The organism is Streptosporangium sp. NPDC006930, assembly GCF_040635605.1.
Taxonomy (GTDB): Bacteria; Actinomycetota; Actinomycetes; order Streptosporangiales; family Streptosporangiaceae; genus Streptosporangium.
In genome coordinates this window covers 80,673-100,244 of sequence record NZ_JBEYID010000007.1, presented here as the reverse complement: position 1 = coordinate 100,244, position 19,572 = coordinate 80,673, and the positions used below count along the sequence as shown (strand labels likewise).

The following is a 19,572-nucleotide window of genomic DNA, read 5'->3' as shown; positions in this document are numbered from 1 at the left end:
GGTGGCTGGTCAGTCGAGCACTCACGGCATCGAAATGCATCCTGGCCGGGTGATCAAAACCTTCGAATCGTGGGATCGTGGCGAGCACGAGCAGGAGTGGCGGGCGCTGACCTTGCTCGCGGAATACGCGCCTGACCTGGCGCCATTGCCGCTTGAGGCCCACTTGGAGGCGGAGCCACCCGTGGTGGTGATGTCGCGCCTGGACGGTATTCCGCTTCGTGGACTGGATGTCACATCGGAGCAGATCGAAGCGATGGCCGAGGCGATCACAACTCTGCACCAAGCGATTCCCGCGCGGGTGCTGGCTGATCTGGCGCCCTCTGCGTGGAATCCCTCCGTGGCCATCGTCAAGGCTAGGAGACTCCGAGCGACGACTCCCGATCTAGGCGGTGATCCGGTAGTGGCCGAAGCCTTCGCCGCAGGTTCGAAATGGCTCGTCGATTCCCAGCTGGATCGGTTGATGGAGGAGATGACGCCCGTTTTCGGGCTCTCCGACAGCAATCTGGCCAACTACCTGTGGGACGGAAAACGTATCCGTCTGATCGACTGGGAAGATTCGGGGCGCAGTGACCGTGCCTTTGAGTTGGCGGAGGTCATCGAGCACATTTCTCAGATCGACGGCACGTTCAACGGCTCCGGCCTGTTGGAGCACATCGATCTGACCGCTGCCGAGGCGGCCCGGGTGCTGGCTTTCCGGCGCATATTCGCTTTCTCATGGATGTGCCTGCTCGGCCCCGACGGCCCCTTCTCTGCGCGCAACCCGCGGGGCACCCTGGAAAGTCAGGCAGAACGGCTGCTCAGCCTGCTGGGCTGACCGGCTTTGGACGCCTGACACGATGGCGGGCTCTTGGCGAGCACCGCGTACTCGAACGGGCGACGCGGTCCGGCGGGAGCCGCAGGGGAGGTCCGGAGGGGCATTCACGGAGGGTCGCCGAATTGTCGCCGTCCGAGATGTGGCACGGTAGACGGGTATCTCGTGAACCGCACGCGTCACCTGCACCGCAGGGGCACGGAGACGAAGAGGAGCGATCATGTCAAAGCCACCGCTTCCCGATGAGGCAGTCGCGATGCTGAAGAAGCCGAACCCCGCCGTCATCACCACGCTTCGGCCCGACGGGCGGCCCGTGTCCACGGCCACCTGGTATCTCTGGGACGACGGCCGGATCCTGGTCAACATGGACGAGGGCCGCAGGCGGCTCGACCACATGCGCGGTGATCCCCGCGTCTCCCTCACCGTGCTCGACGAGAACGGCTGGTACACCCACGTCAGCATCAGCGGCAACGTCGCCGAGATATATGACGACAAGGATCTGACCGACATCGACAGGCTGTCCCGCCAGTACACGGGGAAGCCGTATCCGCAGCGGGACCGCGGCCGGGTCAGCGCCTGGATCGAGATCGTGAACTGGCACGGCTGGGGCGCGCTCAAGGACAACAGCCAGCCCGGCTGACGACCACGCAGCCCCGCCTGCCGCGTGCCGTGCGGCGGGGCCCGGGTCGAGTTGCCGCTTCGGCATGTGGCGACGGCGGGTGGGATCACTCTGATGGGCGGGCCTCACGCGTTGACCTCGAGTGACCTTGAGGGCAGCTCGCTGCGGGAAGCGTTTCTCTCCGGTCAGGCGATGCGATAGCGGTGCTCATCGACGGTGGCGACCACTTCGAGTCGCCCTCCAAGCGCCTGGACGTATGCCGTCAAGGTGCCCAGTGTCGCTGATCCCAGTTCTCCGCGTTCGATCGCGGAGATCCTCTCCTGTCGCACGTGCATCCGCTCCGCGATGTCAACCTGGCGCAGGCCCAGTTGTTTGCGTACGGCGGTCAGCCTTATAGCGGTGACCGCCTCAGCCGCGCCCTCGTCGATCGCGGCGATATCCTCCTCGTCGAAGATCTCGTGCTTGGCGTCATCCCATCGGTGGAATGTGGTCATCGCTCACGCTCCTTCGGTGAAGCTTCCAGCCGTTCTGTCCATTCGGTGAAGAGACTCTCCGCGAGCGGTATCGCCTTTTCGTGCCAGGTATCCCATTCTCCAGCCTTGTCGCCGGCGACCAGAAGCACGGCGTTGCGACGGGAATCGAAGGCGAACAGGATCCTGATCTCGCTCCGACCCGATGATCCGGGGCGGAGTTCTTTCAGGTTTCGCAGGGTGGAACCTGTGATCTTGTCAACCAGTGGCCTTCCGAGGGCGGGGCCGATCTCGACGAGGGTCTGGACGGCCTGGCCGATCAGTCTGGAAGTCGTGCGATCGCTCGCTCGTATCGCGTGCAACCACTCTCGAACCTCCTCCGTCAACTCCAGGTTCCATGCCACGGCGAACTCCGTTCATAGTATGCAGGCGTACTATGAAGAGCAGGGATGTGACGGTGAGTCTTTGCTTGGATTCAACGTGTGATTTTTTGCTGATCTTGCGCCAGAGGGGTTGTCCCGTGGATGAGTTCTCAGGGGCTTTGGCGGTGAGGAGGTCGACGTTCGGTGATGAGGGGCGGCGTGGTCTGGTGGGGCGGGAGGCTGTGTCGCCCGGGTCAGGGCAGGAGGGTGCGGGTCTCGGCCAGGAGGTCGCACTGCTCGCGCCAGTCGCCTCCCGCGAATCCCAGGACCACGTGACGCGCCCCGGCCTCGCGGTAGGCGGCGAGCCGCTCGGCCACCCGTGCGGGTTTGCCGGTGAGGGGCAGACGCGCGGCCTTCTCCATGGGAATGCCGTATCCGGTGATGCGCGAGGCGATGGCATCGAGGGTGGGCAGCCCGGGTGCGGTGCCGAGGACGCCGGTGGCGCCGATGGCGACGACCGGCTCCGGGCGTCCGTGGGAGGCGGCGAGCTCGGCGAGCGTGGCCCTGCCCGAGGCCACCTCCGACGGGGGGATCATCGAGGGGAACCAGCCGTCCCCGTGGCGGGCCGCCCGTCGCACGGCCACCGCCGACGCGTTGCCGACCCAGATCGGCGGGGGCGTCACGGCGGGTTCGAGCCGTACCTCTCCCGGCTCGTCCACCAGTGCGACGGTCTCCCCGGCCAGTAGCCGCGCGAGCAGCTCCAGTGCGGTGTCGGTGCGCCTGCCGCGCTCCTCGTACGGCACTCCGGCCGCCGCCCACTGAGCGGGGCCGCCGCCGGACCCTACGCCCAGGACCAGCCGTCCGCCGGAGACGTGCTGCAGGCTCGCGACCTGCTTGGCCGCCCACGCCAGGGGGCGGATCGCCGGGACGAACACGCTCGCCCCGATCCGGATCCGCGTCGTCGCCCCCGCCGCGACGGCGAGCGCCACGGCGCAGTCCAGTGACGCCGTTCCGGTGGCGAGATGGTCGCCGTGCCAGACGCCGTCCAGCCCCACCTGCTCCGCGTGTCGTGCGGCGGTGCCCAGGTCGAGCCGCTGTTCTCGCTGTACGGCGACGGTGGGCAGGATCACTCCGATGTCCATGAGGGTGGCCATGGGGTCAGTCTTCAACCTCGAGTGTTCTTGAGGTCAATCCCGCTTTCGTGGAGATGTGCGCGGGAGTCTCTACCTTGATGCGCTAGAGCGACAAAAATATAGTCAGATAAATTAATTACAATACCGACAAATAGTGCGCTGCTCGGATAGGCGTCCGAGGTTGATAGGGCTTCCGCCGCCTGATTCTTGATGCTTCTCCAGATCGTACTGTCTTCCGTCTTTCGGAAAAGGAAGATTTCGCTTTACGCTACTTCTGTAGTCAGGAATGCATCTTCTGCCGCCGGGTGGGAGACAGGGGGGAGAGGATGCCGGGAGGGAGATCGGCATGGATTTCATGGGGTCGAGGAGTCGAATCCGGGCAAGGGCGGACGAGGACGGGACGCGGAGCAGGGGGACCGGGATCGGGAGGAGTAGGGGAAGGGGGGCGAGGGTGCTCGCCGCGGGGGTGTTGCTCGCCGGGGCCGTGGTGTCGGCTCCTGCCGCGCAGGCGTCCACGTCGGGACAGGCCGGGGTGAGCGTGCCCACCGTGTCCGGGCAGGTGGTGAGTGCCGCCTTCCCCTACCGCTTCCGTACGGCGAGGGTCACCCGGTTCCAGCAGCTGAAGGGGCAGTCCGCCTGGGCGAACAGCGCGCTCTCGCGCGTCAGGAACGCGGTGTGGGTCTTCTCGGGAAACGGCACGTTCGCCTTCAACACCACCAACGTGCGCACGGACCTCTATCCGCTGCGAGGCCGGTTCCAGAGGCAGGGAAACAGCTGGGTCTTCGCGGCGAACGGTTCGTCGCGGATCGGTGGCAGCAGTAACTTCACCGAGATGGTGGGCAACATCGACTTCAGCGGAAGCCGGCCGGTGATGACGTTCCACTGGGCCAGCGGCGCCGGTTACGGGGCGGTGGTGAACAACCAGCGATTCGGTGCGGGAGCGTCTTCCGCCTACAGTTCCACGCTGATCCTGTCCGTCGGTTGAGTCGCGTCCGGGGCGGTTCCGGGCCGGGGGTGGGGGCGTCCCCGGGCCGGAACGGCTTCTCCGTATCTTCGGCGCCCCCGGTTAGGCGGGCTCTCGGGGCCTGGGTCTTCGTGCCCACCGACCCTCTGGCGGTCTCACGGCTGCTCGCGACGGCCGGTGGTCAGCGGCGGGGGGAGCGTCGCGGCTTGGAGGGGGCCGCGGGGACGCTTTCCGGGGCGAGCTCCTCGACGAGCCGGCAGGTGTTGTGCTCCGGGTCGAGGCTGTCGGCCCGGGCGGCGAGCCTGCGCAGCAGTTCCCGGAACACCGAGCGGTCGGCGGGGTCCAGCGGCTCCAGCACGTGGTCTTCGGCGTGCTCCAGCCGGGCCTGCGTGTCGACCCAGGTCGCCCTGCCCCGCTCGGTGGCGACGACGCGCTTGTTGCGCCGGTCGGCGGGGTCGGGGCGGCGCTCGACCAGCCCGGCCTTCTCCAGATCGTCGAGCAGGTAGGTCATGACGGTCTTGTCGACGCCGAGCCGCTGTGCCAGCGCGCCCTGGCCGCCGGGGAGCCCTTGAGCCGCGGCGGCGAGCACCTGGTAACCGCGCGGGCCGCCGGGGAGGTGGCTGACCAGCGCGTTCGCGGTCCTGACGTAGGCGCGGAAGACGACTCCGAGGGTCCAGCCCAAATCGCCGTCCAGGGCGTCCTGGGTCTCGGCGCTGGTGGGTCGGGGCGCGGGCATGTCACGAGGTTACCAGGATCGACGGTTAGCGAGACCTTCTGTTTGACAATTCATCTGTTTTACATACGATCTGTCCTGCCGCACCATCACGGTGCCGCGTGTCCGGAAGGGACGCGTGTCGCGCATCCGAGATGACGCACCGAGGAGAGACATGGCCGACTACCGGCACGAGTTGTTGTTCGGGACATTCCTGACACCGGTGGCCGACCAGGCCGAGAGGGTCGTCGCGCTCGCCAGGCTCACCGAGCAGGCAGGTCTGGACCTGGTGACCGTGCAGGACCATCCGTACCAGGCACGTTTCCTCGACACGTGGACCCTGCTCTCGGTCATCGCGGCCGGCACCTCGACGCTGCGAGTGTCGCCGAACGTGGCGAACCTGCCCCTGCGCCCGCCCGCGGTGCTCGCCCGCAGCGTCGCGACCCTGGACATCCTCAGCGGCGGCCGCGTCGAGCTCGGGCTGGGAGCGGGTGCCTTCTGGGACGGTATCGCCGCCCTCGGTGGCCCGCGGCTGACCGCGGCCCAGGGGGTCGACGCGCTTGAGGAGGGCATCGAGGTCATCCGGGCCATGTGGGAGGCAGGGGGCAGAGCCGTGCGGGTGGACGGCGGCCACCACCGCGTCCGGGGGGCACACCCCGGTCCGGCCCCCGTCCACGACGTCGGCATCTGGCTGGGGGCCTACAAGAGGCGCATGCTCGACATGACCGGCAGGCTCGCGGACGGCTGGCTGCCCAGCCACGCCTACGCCGGCCTGGACGCACTCCCGGCGATGAACGCGATCATCGACGAGGCCGCTCTCGGCGCGGGCCGCTCACCCGCCGACATCCGGCGCCTGTACAACATCGGCGGCACCTTCACCGGCTCCGGCCGCGCCTTCCTCCAGGGACCCGCGGACGTGTGGGCCGAGCAGCTCGCCGAGCTCACCCTGGACCAGGGGATGAGCGCCTACATCCTCGCGAGCGACGACCCCGACGACATCCGGCGTTTCGCCGCCGAGGTCGTCCCCGCCGTACGCGAACTCGTGGACGCCGAGCGTGCCGGTTCGCGCACGTCCACCGGCGCGGATCAGTCCATCGGGGTGAGTGCGGCGGGCGCGCGGAGCGTGTCACCGGACGCCCCCGCCCACCCCGCGCCCGTCACCGCTCCCGGGGGCGGGGTCCCTCCCGCCCTGGGGGTCACGCCGACCCCGGACGACGGCACCCGGCTCTCCGACGCCCGGGTCTGGGACGAGACCACCCGGCCCACCGGTCCCGCTCCCGACCCGGCCCGCACCTACACCCCCAGGGAGCAGGCGGCAGGACGCCATCTCGTCGACGTCCACGACCACCTCCGCCAGGAACTCGCCGAGGTACGGCGGCTCGTCGAGGAGGTCACCTCCGGAGCCATGGATCCCGGCATCGCGCGCTCCCACATCAACACGATGACGATGCGCCAGAACAACTGGACGGTCGGCGCGTACTGCGAGTCCTACTGCCGGGTCGTCACGACCCACCACACCATCGAGGACCAGAGCCTCTTTCCCCATCTGCGCCGCGCGGACCCCAGGCTGGTGCCCGTCGTCGACCGTCTGGAGCAGGAACACCACGTCATCCACGAGGTCCTCGAAGGCATCGACCGGGCGCTGGTCGCCTTCGTCTCCGAACCTGACGGTCACAAGGCCCTGCGGGACGCGATGGACCTGCTGACCGACACGCTCCTGTCGCACCTGTCCTATGAGGAGAGGGAACTCGTCGAGCCGCTCGCCCGGCTCGGCTCGCACTGAGACGGCCGGTCGAGATGACCGGATGAGGTGGCCGGTGTTCTCAGGAGACCTCGGCGACCAGGCGCTTGCGGAAGACCCAGTACGACCAGGCCTGGTAGCCGAGCACGAACGGCAGCGCGATGAGGCCGATCCAGGTCAGCACGCCCAGCGTGTACGGGCCTGAGGCGGCCTCGGCGACGGTGAGGCCGGGGAACGGGGCGGGCCACAGGGCGCCGAACAGGGCGGCGCCGGCCAGCGCGATGGACGAGGCCGTGGCGGCGAAGGCCCAGCCGTCCCGGCCGCGCCAGGTGAGCGCGATCCCGGCGGCGAGGGCCGCCATCGCGGCGAGCGAGCCCGCCCACAGCCACGGGGCCGCCGACCACGCGCCGATCGCCGTGGTCGCGACGGGAATGTTCGACAGTGCCGCCACCGCGGCGGGCAGTGCCACCACTGAGGCGATCAGGGCGGCGCGCCGGGCACGGGAGCGCACCGGTCCCGTGGTCTTGAGCGCGACGAACACCGCCCCGTGCAGCACGCACACCGAGAGCGAGAACACCCCGCCGACGAGGGCGGCCGCCGCGCTGCTCCGCAGCAGATCGGCGAAGACCGCGCCCCACAGGAACGCGGGCAGGGCGCTGCCGACGAGCACGCCCAGGTCGCACCAGACGCGGTCGGAGGCGTGATGGACCTTGCCCCGCCACTCCAGGCCGACGCCGCGCACGATCAGCCCGACGAGGACCAGCACGATCGGCAGGTAGAACTCGCTGAGCAGTCCGGCGTACCAGGCGGGGAAGGCGGCGAACATGGCGCCGACCGCGGTGATCAGCCAGACCTCGTTGCCGTCCCAGACCGGGCCGATCGTGCCCAGGACCTGCTTGCGTTCGGCCTCGTTCCTCGCCAGCGCGGGTACCAGCATGCCCACGCCGAAGTCGAAGCCCTCCAGCACGAAGTAGCCGGTCCACAGGAACGCGATGACCGCGAACCAGAAGGTGGTGAGTTCCATGGTCGTCGCCTTCAGTACATGAGGGTCGGCTGGAGCCGGGCGTCCGCGTCCTCGTCGTCGCGGGAGGGCGGCGGCGTGAGGGGAGCGGCGGGGGCGGCGGGGGCGGGACCCGCCTTGACATGGCGCGTGAGCAGTACCGCCTCGGCCAGCGCGAGCGCGCCGTACAGCGCCGTGAAGACCGCGAGCGAGACGGCCACCTCGGCCAGGCTGACGCCCGGCGAGACGCTCGCGGCCGTGAGCAGTTCGCCCTGGACGGTCCACGGCTGACGGCCGATCTCGCTGAGCAGCCAACCGGCGATCATCGCGATGGTCGGCAGCGGCAACGCGAGCACACAGAACCGGGCGAACCAGGTGGGGATCTCCCGGAGGGCGAGGGGGGTGACGAGGGCGCCGCGTCGCCTGCGGCGGGTGAGCCAGAGACCGAGCACCGAAAGGGCCACCGTGGACAGGCCGAAGACGATCATCACGCGGAAGGACCAGAAGACCACCGGCAGGTTGGGCCGGTAGTCACCGGGGCCGAACCGCTCCTCGTACCGCGCCTGCAGGTCCTCGGTGCCCTGGACCACGGCGTTCGGGTCGCCGGTGGACAGGAAGCTGAGCACCATGGGCACCTCGAGCCCGGGGACGGGCGAGAACGCCGCGCCGGCGGTGTCGTGCCGCAGTCCTTCCGCGGCGGCGAGTTTCATGGGCTGCTGCTCGTACAGCAGCTTGGCCGACATGTCGCCGCTGCCCGCGACGAGGGCCCCGGCGATCGCCGTCATCAGCAGCGCGGCCCGCATCGGGGTCCGCCAGATGCTCGGGCCGCCCCGCGGCGCCGTCGCCGAGGCCACGCCGGCACCCGGGAGCACACCGTCACCGGTGCGGCGCTCGCGCAGAAGGTGGTAGCCGCAGATCGCGAGCACGAAGCCACCCGCCACGACGAAGGCCCCGGCGATCACGTGGGGCACCTGGGCGAGCGCCGCGGAGTTGGTGAGCACCGCCCACAGGTCCGTCATCCTGGCCTTGCCGTCGACCACCTCGTACCCGACCGGGTGCTTCATCCAGGCGTTGGCGGCGAGGATGAAGTACGCCGACAGGTTGGATCCGATGACCGCGGCCCAGATGGTGGCGAGGTGGACGCGTTTTGGGAGCCTGTCCCAGCCGAAGATCCACAGGCCGATGAAGGTCGACTCCAGGAAGAACGCGAGCAGTGCCTCCAGGGCGAGCGGCGCGCCGAAGACGTCGCCCACGAAGATCGAGTACTCGCTCCAGTTCATGCCGAACTGGAACTCCTGCACGATGCCGGTCACCACGCCCATCGCGAAGTTGATCAGGAAGAGCTTCCCGAAGAACTTCGTGAGCCGCAGGTAGTGCTCCTTGCCCGTCCGGTGCCAGGCGGTCTGCAGGCCGGCCACGAAGACGCCGAGACCGATCGTGAGGGGTACGAACAGAAAGTGGTACACGGTGGTCACCCCGAACTGCCACCGGGCCAGGTCTAGTGCGTCCATCTTCCCCTTGCGTTCCCTTCACGGGCCAGGAGCTCTACGACTCGTAGTTCTACTACTAGTAGTACTACGACTTGTAGAGCAACGGGAGCGAGGGGCGCCGCGAGCCGCTGCGATCTTTGTCACACGGCCCGGTGGGAGACCGCACTTCTCCGTCGAACCAAGATCGTCTCTGTCGGCTCGCGACGCCGGATTTTCCTCGCGCCCCCGAGAATCGCCTCTCGGGCGCCCCTCGCGCGGAGGACATGTGTTCCGCCGGGCCCGGCGATCCCCGCGCCCGCTTCCCCTCGGGGCGTGGCTCAATGATGGGCCGGGCGCCCCCTCCGGGACGTCCGTCTCCGGGGGGATTTCCGGGTACGCCGGGCGGCGGACCCGCCTTCCGGTACGCGGCCGAGATCGCTTGGAGGGTTACGCCGGGCGGCGGACCCGCCTTCCGGTACGCGGCCGAGATCACTCGGCGGGTCGCGGCTTCCCGCTGTGCGCCGGAGATCGCTCAGCGGGTCGCGGCCTCCAGATACGCGTCGAGGTTGCCGATCTCGAAACCCCGGCGCTTGATCTTCGCGACGAGGATCCCGAAGTCGCGGGCGAGGTTCGGACGGAAGTGCAGCAGCAGGATGTCTCCGGGGCGGAGCTTCTTGTCGGGCACCTGGTAGGCGATCTTCCCGCCCGGTTGCACGGTCGCGGTCCAGAGCAGGAGCGCGTCGATGCCACAGGCCTTGGCGGCCCTGCGGGTGAGGGTGTTGTGGTTGCCGAACGGTGGGCGGAACAGGGTGGGCGTGGTGCCGGTGTGCCTGCGGATCAGCTTGGAGACGCCGCAGATCTCGGCCTTCTGGCCCTCGTAACCGAGCGCCGGCAGGTTCGGGTGGGTCAGCGTGTGGTTCTCGATCGTCGCCCCCGCGTCGCGCAGGTCGCGCACGTACCCCCACTTGCCCGCACCGAGGTATCTGCCGCCCTGTGCGGTCGGGTCGGCCGCGCCCTTCGCCTCCACGGCGTCGCGGGTGACGAAGGCCGCCACGGGAATCCGCTGGTCGCGGATCCGTGCCACGAAACCGGGGTCCTGCTCCCAGCCGTCGTCGATGGTGAGGAAGACGACCTTCCTTTTGGTGGGAATGGAGCTGATCACCGGAGGCAGGCCGTCGCCGGGGCGGGGGATTCTGCCCACCTCACCCGGCCTGGGCCTCACCCCGGGAGGCCCTGTCGGTCTCGCCGCCTGCTCTCCTGAGGAGGGCTTCGAGGCTCGGGAGGCGCCCGGCGCGGGGGTGGCACCGTCGTCGCCTCCACCGTCGAGGCCGGTGGCACACCCGGCGCTCACCGCCAGAGCCGTCGCCGCCGCCGTTCTGATCGTCCAGTATGTCCCCGATGCCATGGGCGACCATCCTGCCAGCAGCCGGGAGCCCGACCTAGCGGGTCCGAAGAAGGCAAGGGGGATGAAGGGGCTGAAGAGGGGTTGCTCCGGTGGCTATCTTGTGATCACCCCTGAATTCTCACATTTACCGGGGTAGGGTCAGCACTACCACAAGCTGGGGTGGGAGCGGGGGTTTGCGATCACAACGACCACGGAATCCTGGGATGGTCGTCTTGTTTGGGACACGCCGATCTGTGGCGTTCCCTACTGACACAGTCATGTCGAGTGATCCGGCCCATCTGAGGAGAACCGTGCCCAACTCAACCGCGATCGATGACGAGGACCTTCCCGCCATCCCGGGAAACGGGGAGCGAGGCAGTGATTTCGCCCGCCTGTCGCGCCGGATCGCCCAGGCCGGGCTGCTCGACCGGCGCCCCGGTTACTACACCGTACGGCTCGGCCTGGTCGCGGCGGCCTTCGTCGGAGGCTGGGCCGCCTTCTTCGCCCTCGGTGACTCGTGGTACCAGCTGCTGGTGGCGGCCTTCCTCGCGGTGGTGTTCGCCCAGATCGGGCTCGTCGCCCATGACCTGGCCCACCGCCAGGTCTTCCGCTCCCGCCGCTCCAGCCAGATCGCCGGGCTGGTGGCAGGAAACGTCGCCATCGGTATGAGTTACGGCTGGTGGATGGACAAGCACACCCGCCACCACGCCAATCCCAACCACGAGGACCACGACCCCGACGTCAGCCCCGACTTCCTGCTCTGGTCACCGGAGCAGGCCGCCGTCAGCAAGGGGTTGCCCAGGTTCCTGGGCCGCTGGCAGGCGTTCCTGTTCTTCCCGCTGCTCACGTTCGAGGGGTTCAACCTCCACGTGTCCAGTGTCCGGGCATTGTCGCGCCCGACGATGAAGAACCGGGCCGTGGAGGCCTCGCTGCTGGTCGTGCACGCGGTCCTGTACGTGGGCGCGCTGTTCGCGGTGCTGTCGCCCGCCAAGGCGGTGGTCTTCCTCCTCCTGCACCAGGCGATCTTCGGCGTCTACCTGGGCTGTACCTTCGCCCCCAACCACAAGGGCATGCCGATGCTCAGGGGCGAGGACAAGCTCGACTTCCTCCGGCGCCAGGTGCTGACCTCGCGCAACGTGCGCGGCGGCGTGGTCCTCGACGTCGTACTCGGCGGGCTCAACTACCAGATCGAGCACCACCTCTTCCCGAGCATGCCGATGCCCAACCTGCGCCGCGCCCAGCCGATCGTCCGGGCGTACTGCGAGGAACTGGGGGTCGACTACCTGGAGTCCGGCGTCGTCAGCTCGTACGCGCAGGCGCTGCGCCACCTGCACGACGTGGGCGAGTCCCTGCGATCGAAGAGTCCCGTGCCCAGCTAGTCCAGCTCGGTCGGCCCGGTTGGTCCGCGCCCGGCCGGCCGGCCGGGCGGCTCGCGTTCCGCCCGTCCCGGGCAGGGCCCCGCGTTCCGTGGACGCGAAGGGCCGGCCCGGGACGCCGAGGCGGCGTCCACCGGTGCTGGGACAGCACTGACAAGGGTGGGGCGCGGCGGCGGGCAGATGTTGCTGTTATCCGCCCGCCCGGCGATTGCCTATGGTGCTTGGTGTGAAGCTCGAAGGCAGTGCCGTGCTCGGCATCGACAGAGATCGTGTGTGGTCAGCGCTCCAGAACCCGGCCGTGCTCGTACGCACGATCCCGGGGTGCGAGCGCCTTGAGGAGACGGGGCCGGACACCTACCGGATGACCGTCACCGCGGGGGTGGCCTCCATCAAGGGCGTCTACCAGGGCGAGGTCGCCCTGTCTGAGCCCGAGGCGCCGGAACGGTTCGTGCTCAGGGCCCGGGGCCAGGGCGCTCCGGGAACCGTGGACGCCACCGTGGAGATCCGCCTCAGCGAGGTCGAGGGCGGCACCCGGATCGACTACGACGCCGAGGCCGTGATCGGTGGCATGATCGGCGGCGTCGGCCAGCGCATGCTCGGCTCCGTCGCGAGGAAGACCGCGGGGGAGTTCTTCTCCGCGGTGGAGAGCCATCTCGCCTCCGGAGGGGTTCCCGCCGACCATGCTCTCGTCGAAATCGCGCCGGGCGGCGAGCCTTCGCTCGCCGCACCCGCCGCAGCCCCCTCGCTCGCCACGCCGGCATCGCCGGCCGGGGCAGGCCAGGTCGTAGCCGCGCACGTCTTCGAGCGCCCGGCCCCGCTCAGGGAGACCAAGTCCGGAGTCCCCGCCTGGTCGCTCCTGGCCGCGTTCGGCATGGGCGCGGGCGTCGCGCTCGGCAGCGCGGTGATCGGCTGGCTGCTCGGCCGTAGCGGCAGAAAGCGGTGATGTCGCTCACAGCAGGAGCGGGGCGATCGTTTCCTACGCCCGCGCCGCCGGAGATGCGAATGGCCCTGCCAGCAGGAATGCTCCTGGAGTTGATCATGATTCGGTGGAGGGCGGGCGCTCCCCGGCCAGGCGGTCCGCGAGTTTGACCTGTCAAAGTCGGGCCTTCTAGGATCCTGGCGTACGTCTGCCACGACGGGTCACGGGGGAACATGGAGCCGCTGCTGATCCTGCACGCCGTGGCGGCGATGCTCGCTCCGGCATTGGTGCGCCGCTTCGGCAGGAACGCGTTCTTCCTGCTCGCCGCGCCACCCGCCTGCGGATTCGTCTACACGATCTGGATCGCCCTCACCGGCATCCCCGTCGAGTCGCACCACGACTGGGCGCCCGGCCTCGGCATGGGACTCTCCTTCCGCGTCGACGCGCTCGCCCTGCTCATGATGGCCCTGGTCACCGGCGTGGGCACCCTGGTCGTGCTGTACTGCTCGCGTTACTTCTCCGCGGGCAGCGAGGGGCTTGGCCTGTTCGCCGGGGTGCTCGTCGCCTTCGCCGGGGCGATGCTCGGGCTGGTGGTCGCGGACGACCTGCTGCTGCTGTTCGTGTTCTGGGAGCTGACCACGGTCTTCTCCTACCTGATGATCGGTCACGACCCCGCGAGCAGGAGCAGCCGCAGGGCCGCGATGCAGGCGCTGATCGTCACCACCACCGGCGGCCTCGCGATGCTGGGCGGCATGATCATACTCGGCGAGGCGGTGGGAACGTACCGCATCTCGCAGATCGTGCAGAGCCCGCCGTCCGGCGGCCTGACGGCGGTGGCGGTGGTGCTGATCCTGATCGGCGCGCTGTCGAAGTCGGCGGTCTTCCCGTTCAGCATGTGGCTGCCCGCCGCGATGGCCGCGCCGACCCCGGTCTCGGCCTACCTGCACGCCGCGGCGATGGTGAAGGCGGGCGTCTACCTGCTCGCCCGCCTGGGCCCGGCCTTCGGAGGGCTCGCCGCCTGGTGGTGGACCGCCGTACCCCTTGGCCTGCTCACCATGCTGTTCTGCGCCTGGCGGGCGCTGCGCGAGCACGACCTCAAGAAGCTGCTCGCCTACGGCACGGTGAGCCAGCTGGGTTTCCTGACGGTGCTGTTCGGCGTGGGCACCCGCGACGCCGCGATCGCCGGGGTCGGGATGCTGCTCGCGCACGCTTTGTTCAAAGCCTCCCTCTTCCTGGTCGTCGGCGTCATCGACCACTCCACCGGTACCCGCGACCTGCGCAAGCTGAGCGGTCTGCGGCGCTCGGCGCCCTGGCTGGCCGTGGTCGGCACCGGGGCCGCCGCCTCGATGGCCGGCATCCCGATGTTCCTGGGGTTCGTCGGCAAGGAGGCGGCCTTCGAGTCGCTGATGACCGGGCGGGGCATCGACACGGCGGTGCTCGCCGGGATCGTCCTCGGCTCCGCGCTCACCGCCGGCTACAGCGCGCGTTTCGTGTGGGGCGCCTTCGCCGCCAAGCCCGGTGTCGAGCCGGTGGACGTGCGCTCCTTCGGCGCCGCGGAGTTCGTGCCGCCCGCGCTGCTCTCCGCGCTCGGCCTCGCCGCCGCCCCGTTCGCCGCCCTGTACGGCGGGGCGATGGAGAGCTACACCGACACCTTCGCCGGGCCCGGTCACGGCACCCACCTCGCGCTGTGGAGCGGCGCCCTGGTGCCGCTGCTGCTCTCGGCCCTCGCGCTGGGGGGCGGAGCGCTCCTGTTCCGGTTCAGGGAACCGGTGGCGCGGGGCGGGGAGTCCCTGCACGTGATCGACTCCGGCCGGTCCTACTGGGCACTGGTCCGCGGGCTGGAACGCTTCTCCCTGCAGCTGACCGGCGTCGTCCAGCGCGGCTCGCTGCCCGACTACCTCACGATCGCGTTCGTCTCGGTGGCGGCGGTGGGGGTCTTCTCGCTGACGTACGGCCCCGGATCCGACCTCGGGCTGGACACGGTGGTCTGGGACCGCATCGAGCAGCCCGTCATCGGCGTGCTCATCGTCGCCGCGGCGGCCGTCGCGCTCCGGATGCGCTCGCACGTCGTGCTCGTGCTGCTGGCCGGCCTGACGGGGTACGGCACGGCGCTGCTCTTCCTCGTCCACGGCGCGCCCGACCTCGCGCTCACCCAGTTCCTCGTCGAGACGCTGAGCCTGGTCGTGTTCGTGCTGGTGCTGCGGAGACTTCCCCTCGGGCCGAGGGAGGACCGGGGCCGGCTGTCGTTCGGCGTGCGGCTCACCCTCGGCATCGTGAGCGGTCTCGTGGTGGCGGGGGCCGGCATGTTCGCGATGAACGCGCGGCAGGCGATACCGGTCGGCACACTGATGGCCGAGGCGGCGCAGGAGGCCGGGGCCGCCAACATCGTGAGCGCGCTCCTCGTCGAGATCAGAGCCTGGGACACCATGGGGGAGAGCTCCGTCCTCGTCGTCCTCACCCTCGGCATGACCGGCCTGGTCTTCCTGCGCAGCAGGGCGCACGCGACGCAGCCCCCGCAGAAGAGGGCCGACGAGGAGAAGCCCAGGACGTACTGGCTGGCGAACACCCAGCCCGCCGGACAGCGGATGGTGATCCTGGAGTTCGTCGCCCGGGTGACCTTCCACACCGTGATGCTGGTCTCGATCTTCCTGCTGTTCACCGGGCACAGCGCGGTGGGCGGCGGGTTCGCCGGAGGCATCGTGGCCGGTCTCGCGCTGGTCCTGCGCTATCTCGCCGGAGGCAGGCACGAACTGGCCGCCGCCGTGCCGGCCGCCCCCGGGGTGCTGATCGGTCTGGGACTCCTGCTGTCCACGCTCACCGCGCTGGTGGGGCTGGTCGCGGGCGCCGGGGCGCTGGACATGCTCGCCGCCGATCTGTACATCCCGCTGGTCGGCAAGCTGCACCTGTCGACGGTGCTCCTGTTCGACATCGGCGTCTACATCACGGTGATCGGCATGGTGCGGGACATCCTGCGCAGCCTGGGCTCCGAGCTGGATCGGCAGATCGACGAGGAGGAGAGCCGGTGACCGCGCCCGTAGTGCCGCTCCTGGTGGTCGCCGTGCTCGTGGCCGCGGGGGTCACGCTGCTGCTGGAGAGAAGCCTGGTCCGGCTGCTCGCCGGCGTCATCATGCTCAGCAACGGAGTGAACCTGCTCATCCTCACCGTGGGCGGGCCGCCGGGAGCGCCGCCGATCCTGGGCACGGTGGAGCCGGAGCGGATGGCCGACCCGCTGCCGCAGGTCATGGTGCTCACCGCCATCGTCATCACGCTGGGCGTCACCGCCTTCCTGCTCGGCATGATCCACAGGTCCTGGCAGCTCACCGGAGCCGACGAGGTGCAGGACGACACCGAGGACCGCCGGGTGCGGCTGCGTGCCAGGCGGGGCGAGCTGAGCCAGGCCGTACTCGACCGTCAGGCGGCCTACCAGCAGCTCGTCCTTGAGCAGCGCGCCGAGATGACCCGGCTGGAGGAGGAGCACAACGAGTGGGAGCGCAGGGAGGCGGAAGAGCTGGAGCAGCGGATCCTCGACGTCAACGCCGACCTGGGCCGCTGGCTGCAGGCGCACAAGAACGACGAGTTGTCCGCGGAACGGCTCGCCGAGCGGTTCGCCGAGGCCCAGCAGGCCGAGGACCTCTCCAAGGAGGAGCGGGAAAGACGCCTCAGTGAGGTGCGTGCCGAGTTCGCCCGCAGAGAGCGCGAGCAGGCCGCGCGCGAGCGCGAGATCCGCAAGCGGCTCCGCGTCCGCCAGCGCGACGCCCGCCGGCAGATGCGCGCCGCGATCCGGGAGGACCGGGCACGACAGGCCAGGGCGCAAGATCCCGAGCTCGAGGGGGAGGAGGACTGATGGAGGCACTCATCCCGGTGCCCGTGGTGCTGCCACTGCTCGCCGTCGGCCTCAAGCTGGCCATCGGCAGCAGGCTGCGCAAGCTCCAGGCGCTCATCAGCGTGGGCACGCTCGCGGTGGTGCTGGTCGTCTCGCTGATCCTGATGTTCGCGGCGGACCAGGACGGCCCGCTGGTGGCCCATGTCGGGGGCTGGAGCGCGCAGATCGGCATCGCGCTCGTCGCCGACCGGCTCTCCACGCTGATGCTCGCGGTCTCCTCCGCGGTGACGCTCTGCGTGATGATCTACTCGCTCTCCCAGTCATGGGCGGACCAGGACTACAAGGCCTCGCTCTCGATCTTCCACCCGGCTTACCTGATCATGGTCGCGGGAGTGTCGGACGCCTTCCTCTCCGGTGACCTGTTCAACCTCTTCGTCGGGTTCGAGATGCTGCTCGGCGGCTCGTACGTGCTGCTCACCTTCGGCGGGACCGAGTCCCGCATCCGGGCGGGCGCCACCTACACGGTGGTGGGACTCACCTCCTCACTGCTCTTCCTCGTCGCGATCGCGGTGACCTACGGCGCCACGGGCACCGTGTCGATGGCGCAGCTGGCCGAGCGGTTCGCGGTGCTGCCCGACCACGTCAGGCTGCTGATCGAGTTGATGCTCCTGCTGGTCTTCGCGGTGAAGGCCGCGATCTTCCCGATGTCGGCGTGGCTGCCCGACTCGTATCCGACCGCGCCCGCTCCCGCGACGGCGCTCTTCGCCGGCCTGCTCACCAAGGTCGGCGTCTACTCGATCATCCGCCTGGAGGCGCTGCTCTTCCCCTGGGGGCCGGTGAGCAACCTGCTGATGTGGGCGGCGCTGCTGACCATGCTCGTCGGGGTGCTCGGCGCGGTGGCGCAGAGCGATATAAAACGAATGCTCTCCTTCACCCTGGTCAGCCACATCGGCTACATGGTGTTCGGAGTCGCCCTGTTCAGCGCCCAGGGGATGGCGGGCGCCATCTTCTACGTGGCCCACCACATCACCGTGCAGACGAGCCTGTTCCTGGTGACCGGCATGATCGAACGCCGCACCGGCACCACCTCCCTGGACAGACTCGGCGGCCTGGCGAAACTGTCACCCATCATCGCGGTGCTCTTCTTCGTGCCCGCGATGAACCTGGCGGGCATCCCGCCGTTATCAGGCTTCCTGGGCAAGCTCGGGCTGATCCAGGCCGGGGTGGCCGACGGTAGCCCGATGGCGATGACCCTGGTCGCCGGGGGACTGGTCACCAGCCTGCTCACCCTGTACGCGGTGGCCACGACCTGGAACAAGGCGTTCTGGCGGGTGCCGCCCGAGGGAATGGTCACCGAGGGTGGAACCGTGCTGGAGACCCAGGAGAACGGTGACGGAGAGGACCCGAAGGGGGCGCCGGTCACGAACGGGAAGGGGAAGGGGAACGAGGCGATCGTCACCTCCGTCACCCTGCCGAAGCTCATGTTCGCCTCCACGGCCGCCCTGGTGGCGCTCGCCCTGTCCTTCACCGTCCTGGCCGGTCCGCTGCACGCCCTGTCCGAGCGGGCCGCGGAGGAACTCCTGGCCCGCGAACCGTACATCTCCGCGGTGCTCGGCGGTGGGCGATGAGCGAGTCCCGTCCGGCGTTCACGGTGCTGAAGCTGCTGGGCAGGCCCGTGCCGCTGCCGCAGGTGCTCTGGCTGACGCTGATCTGGCTGATGCTCTGGGGCGACCTGAGCGTGGGCAACGTGCTCGGGGGCCTGCTGGTCGGGCTGCTCCTCGTGTGGCTGCTACCCCTGCCGCTCCAGGACACCGGCATCCGGTTCCATCCCATCAACATCCTGTCGTTCATCGTCCGCTTCATGCGGGACATGGTGATCTCCAGCTCCCGAGTGATCTTCTGGGCGCTGAGGCTGGGCAAACCACCGCCGATCCAGATCGTCGAGGTGAGGTTGCGCACCTCGTCGGAGCCGATCGTGGTGCTGATGACGGTGGCGCTGTCGGCGCTGCCGGGCAGCCTGGTGCTGGAGGCGAACACCCAGGAGAAGAAGCTCCTGCTCCACGTGCTCGGCATCTCCGGCGACCTGGAGACGGTCAGCCGGATCACCCAGGATGACGTGACCCGGCTGGAGAAGCGCATCGCGGCCGCCTTCGGTACCCGAGCGGACCAGGAGGAGGTGCGATGACGACGGTTTACCTGATCGTTCTGGGGATGCTCGCCGTCGCGGCGGCGATGACGCTCTACCGGCTGGTGCGCGGCCCGACGATGCTGGACCGCGCCGTCGCGCTTGACGTGCTCACCGCCGTCGTCATCTGCGCGGTCGGGGCGGGGGCGGCCGTCTACCGGGAGTACTCGGTGCTGCCCGTGCTGCTGGTGCTCTCCCTGCTGGGATTCGTCGGCTCGGTCTCGCTGGCCAGGTTCTTCTCGGGACGTGCCCGGTGAGCGCCGCGATGGACGTGGCCGCGGCCGTCTTCCTGCTGCTGGGGGCGACGCTGGCGTTCGCGGCGGGGGTCGGCATGGTCAGGTTCCCCGGCACCCTGGCGCGCATGCACGCGGCGACCAAACCCCAGGTGCTCGGCCTGCACTTCATCCTGCTCGCCATGTGGCTGCGCGACCCCAGCTGGAAGATCGCCGGTGTCATCCTCCTGGTCGCCGTCTACCAGGTGGTGACGGCGGCGGTCGCCGCCTACGTGGTGGGAAGGACCGCCCATCTCACCGAGTCGCCACAGGACGACGGCACGGCCGTACCGCACGGTGACACTCGCGCCTAAGGATCTCCCGGCGTACCG

General features: G+C 69.5%; 19 protein-coding genes. 12 read left to right on the top strand and 7 right to left on the bottom strand.

What is annotated here, in order from left to right:
- The first annotated feature begins 1 nt into the window (after position 1).
- Together ABZ664_RS14690 and ABZ664_RS14685 are read left to right on the top strand one after the other, a co-directional pair.
- Positions 2-814, top strand: coding sequence for a phosphotransferase (locus ABZ664_RS14690; RefSeq protein WP_362508555.1), 813 nt, complete (start codon positions 2-4; stop codon positions 812-814).
- Between the two features lie 217 nt (positions 815-1,031).
- A complete protein-coding gene (locus ABZ664_RS14685; RefSeq protein WP_362508552.1) occupies positions 1,032-1,451 on the top strand; it encodes a PPOX class F420-dependent oxidoreductase in 420 nt (139 codons plus the stop codon).
- Positions 1,452-1,615: 164 nt separating this feature from the next.
- Here ABZ664_RS14685 and ABZ664_RS14680 read toward each other — a convergent pair whose 3' ends face one another.
- The 3 genes from ABZ664_RS14680 to ABZ664_RS14670 form a co-directional block, all read right to left on the bottom strand.
- Complete coding sequence (locus ABZ664_RS14680; RefSeq protein ID WP_362508549.1) at positions 1,616-1,924, bottom strand: helix-turn-helix domain-containing protein; 309 nt, start codon at positions 1,922-1,924, stop codon at positions 1,616-1,618.
- Entirely contained in the window at positions 1,921-2,304 is a 384-nt protein-coding gene (locus ABZ664_RS14675; protein WP_362508546.1) for a type II toxin-antitoxin system RelE/ParE family toxin, read from the bottom strand. The genes ABZ664_RS14680 and ABZ664_RS14675 overlap by 4 nt, the downstream gene beginning before the upstream one ends.
- Positions 2,305-2,516: 212 nt before the next feature.
- Positions 2,517-3,416: an LLM class flavin-dependent oxidoreductase gene (locus tag ABZ664_RS14670; RefSeq protein WP_362508543.1), complete on the bottom strand. Its 900-nt coding sequence runs from the start codon at positions 3,414-3,416 to the stop codon at positions 2,517-2,519.
- Positions 3,417-3,846: 430 nt separating this feature from the next.
- Between ABZ664_RS14670 and ABZ664_RS14665 the strand changes: the two genes are divergently transcribed.
- Entirely contained in the window at positions 3,847-4,380 is a 534-nt protein-coding gene (locus ABZ664_RS14665; RefSeq protein ID WP_362508540.1) for a hypothetical protein, read from the top strand.
- Positions 4,381-4,540: 160 nt separating this feature from the next.
- Here the strand turns inward: ABZ664_RS14665 and ABZ664_RS14660 are convergent, their stop codons facing one another.
- The gene (locus ABZ664_RS14660) at positions 4,541-5,095 is read right to left on the bottom strand and encodes a MarR family winged helix-turn-helix transcriptional regulator (protein WP_362508537.1); all 555 of its coding nucleotides are present in this window, start codon (positions 5,093-5,095) and stop codon (positions 4,541-4,543) included.
- A 151-nt stretch (positions 5,096-5,246) separates the two neighbouring features.
- Between ABZ664_RS14660 and ABZ664_RS14655 the strand changes: the two genes are divergently transcribed.
- Positions 5,247-6,854 carry an LLM class flavin-dependent oxidoreductase gene (locus ABZ664_RS14655; RefSeq protein ID WP_362508534.1) on the top strand — a complete coding sequence of 536 codons (1,608 nt, stop codon included), beginning with the start codon at positions 5,247-5,249 and terminating at the stop codon, positions 6,852-6,854.
- Between the two features lie 40 nt (positions 6,855-6,894).
- On the opposite strand, the gene cydB is transcribed toward ABZ664_RS14655, so the two are convergent.
- The 3 genes from cydB to ABZ664_RS14640 form a co-directional block, all read right to left on the bottom strand.
- Positions 6,895-7,836, bottom strand: a complete 942-nt coding sequence (gene cydB, locus ABZ664_RS14650) for a cytochrome d ubiquinol oxidase subunit II (RefSeq protein ID WP_362508531.1) — start codon at positions 7,834-7,836, stop codon at positions 6,895-6,897.
- 11 nt (positions 7,837-7,847) lie between these two features.
- Entirely contained in the window at positions 7,848-9,323 is a 1,476-nt protein-coding gene (locus ABZ664_RS14645) for a cytochrome ubiquinol oxidase subunit I (protein ID WP_362508528.1), read from the bottom strand.
- A gap of 490 nt (positions 9,324-9,813) precedes the next feature.
- Positions 9,814-10,686 (bottom strand): polysaccharide deacetylase family protein, encoded by an 873-nt coding sequence (locus ABZ664_RS14640; RefSeq protein ID WP_362508526.1) that lies wholly within the window; start codon positions 10,684-10,686, stop codon positions 9,814-9,816.
- A gap of 371 nt (positions 10,687-11,057) precedes the next feature.
- On the opposite strand from ABZ664_RS14640, the gene ABZ664_RS14635 reads away from it, so the two are divergent.
- The 8 genes from ABZ664_RS14635 to mnhG all read left to right on the top strand — a co-directional run bounded on the left by ABZ664_RS14635 (position 11,058) and on the right by mnhG (position 19,554).
- Positions 11,058-12,044 (top strand): acyl-CoA desaturase, encoded by a 987-nt coding sequence (locus tag ABZ664_RS14635; RefSeq protein ID WP_362509225.1) that lies wholly within the window; start codon positions 11,058-11,060, stop codon positions 12,042-12,044.
- 223 nt (positions 12,045-12,267) lie between these two features.
- Positions 12,268-12,984, top strand: a complete 717-nt coding sequence (locus ABZ664_RS14630) for a carbon monoxide dehydrogenase subunit G (RefSeq protein WP_362508523.1) — start codon at positions 12,268-12,270, stop codon at positions 12,982-12,984.
- A gap of 209 nt (positions 12,985-13,193) precedes the next feature.
- The gene (locus tag ABZ664_RS14625; protein ID WP_362508520.1) at positions 13,194-15,986 is read left to right on the top strand and encodes a Na+/H+ antiporter subunit A; all 2,793 of its coding nucleotides are present in this window, start codon (positions 13,194-13,196) and stop codon (positions 15,984-15,986) included.
- Positions 15,983-16,804 carry a Na(+)/H(+) antiporter subunit C gene (locus ABZ664_RS14620; protein WP_362508517.1) on the top strand — a complete coding sequence of 274 codons (822 nt, stop codon included), beginning with the start codon at positions 15,983-15,985 and terminating at the stop codon, positions 16,802-16,804. The genes ABZ664_RS14625 and ABZ664_RS14620 overlap by 4 nt, the downstream gene beginning before the upstream one ends.
- Complete coding sequence (locus ABZ664_RS14615; protein ID WP_362508514.1) at positions 16,804-18,411, top strand: Na+/H+ antiporter subunit D; 1,608 nt, start codon at positions 16,804-16,806, stop codon at positions 18,409-18,411. The genes ABZ664_RS14620 and ABZ664_RS14615 overlap by 1 nt, the downstream gene beginning before the upstream one ends.
- A complete protein-coding gene (locus ABZ664_RS14610; RefSeq protein ID WP_362508511.1) occupies positions 18,408-18,968 on the top strand; it encodes a Na+/H+ antiporter subunit E in 561 nt (186 codons plus the stop codon). The genes ABZ664_RS14615 and ABZ664_RS14610 overlap by 4 nt, the downstream gene beginning before the upstream one ends.
- On the top strand, positions 18,965-19,225 hold the full coding sequence (locus tag ABZ664_RS14605) for a monovalent cation/H+ antiporter complex subunit F (protein ID WP_362508508.1): 261 nt from the start codon (positions 18,965-18,967) through the stop codon (positions 19,223-19,225). Before ABZ664_RS14610 ends, ABZ664_RS14605 begins: the two co-directional genes overlap by 4 nt.
- Positions 19,222-19,554: a monovalent cation/H(+) antiporter subunit G gene (mnhG, locus tag ABZ664_RS14600; protein ID WP_362508505.1), complete on the top strand. Its 333-nt coding sequence runs from the start codon at positions 19,222-19,224 to the stop codon at positions 19,552-19,554. Before ABZ664_RS14605 ends, mnhG begins: the two co-directional genes overlap by 4 nt.
- The last annotated feature ends 18 nt before the right edge of the window (positions 19,555-19,572 follow it).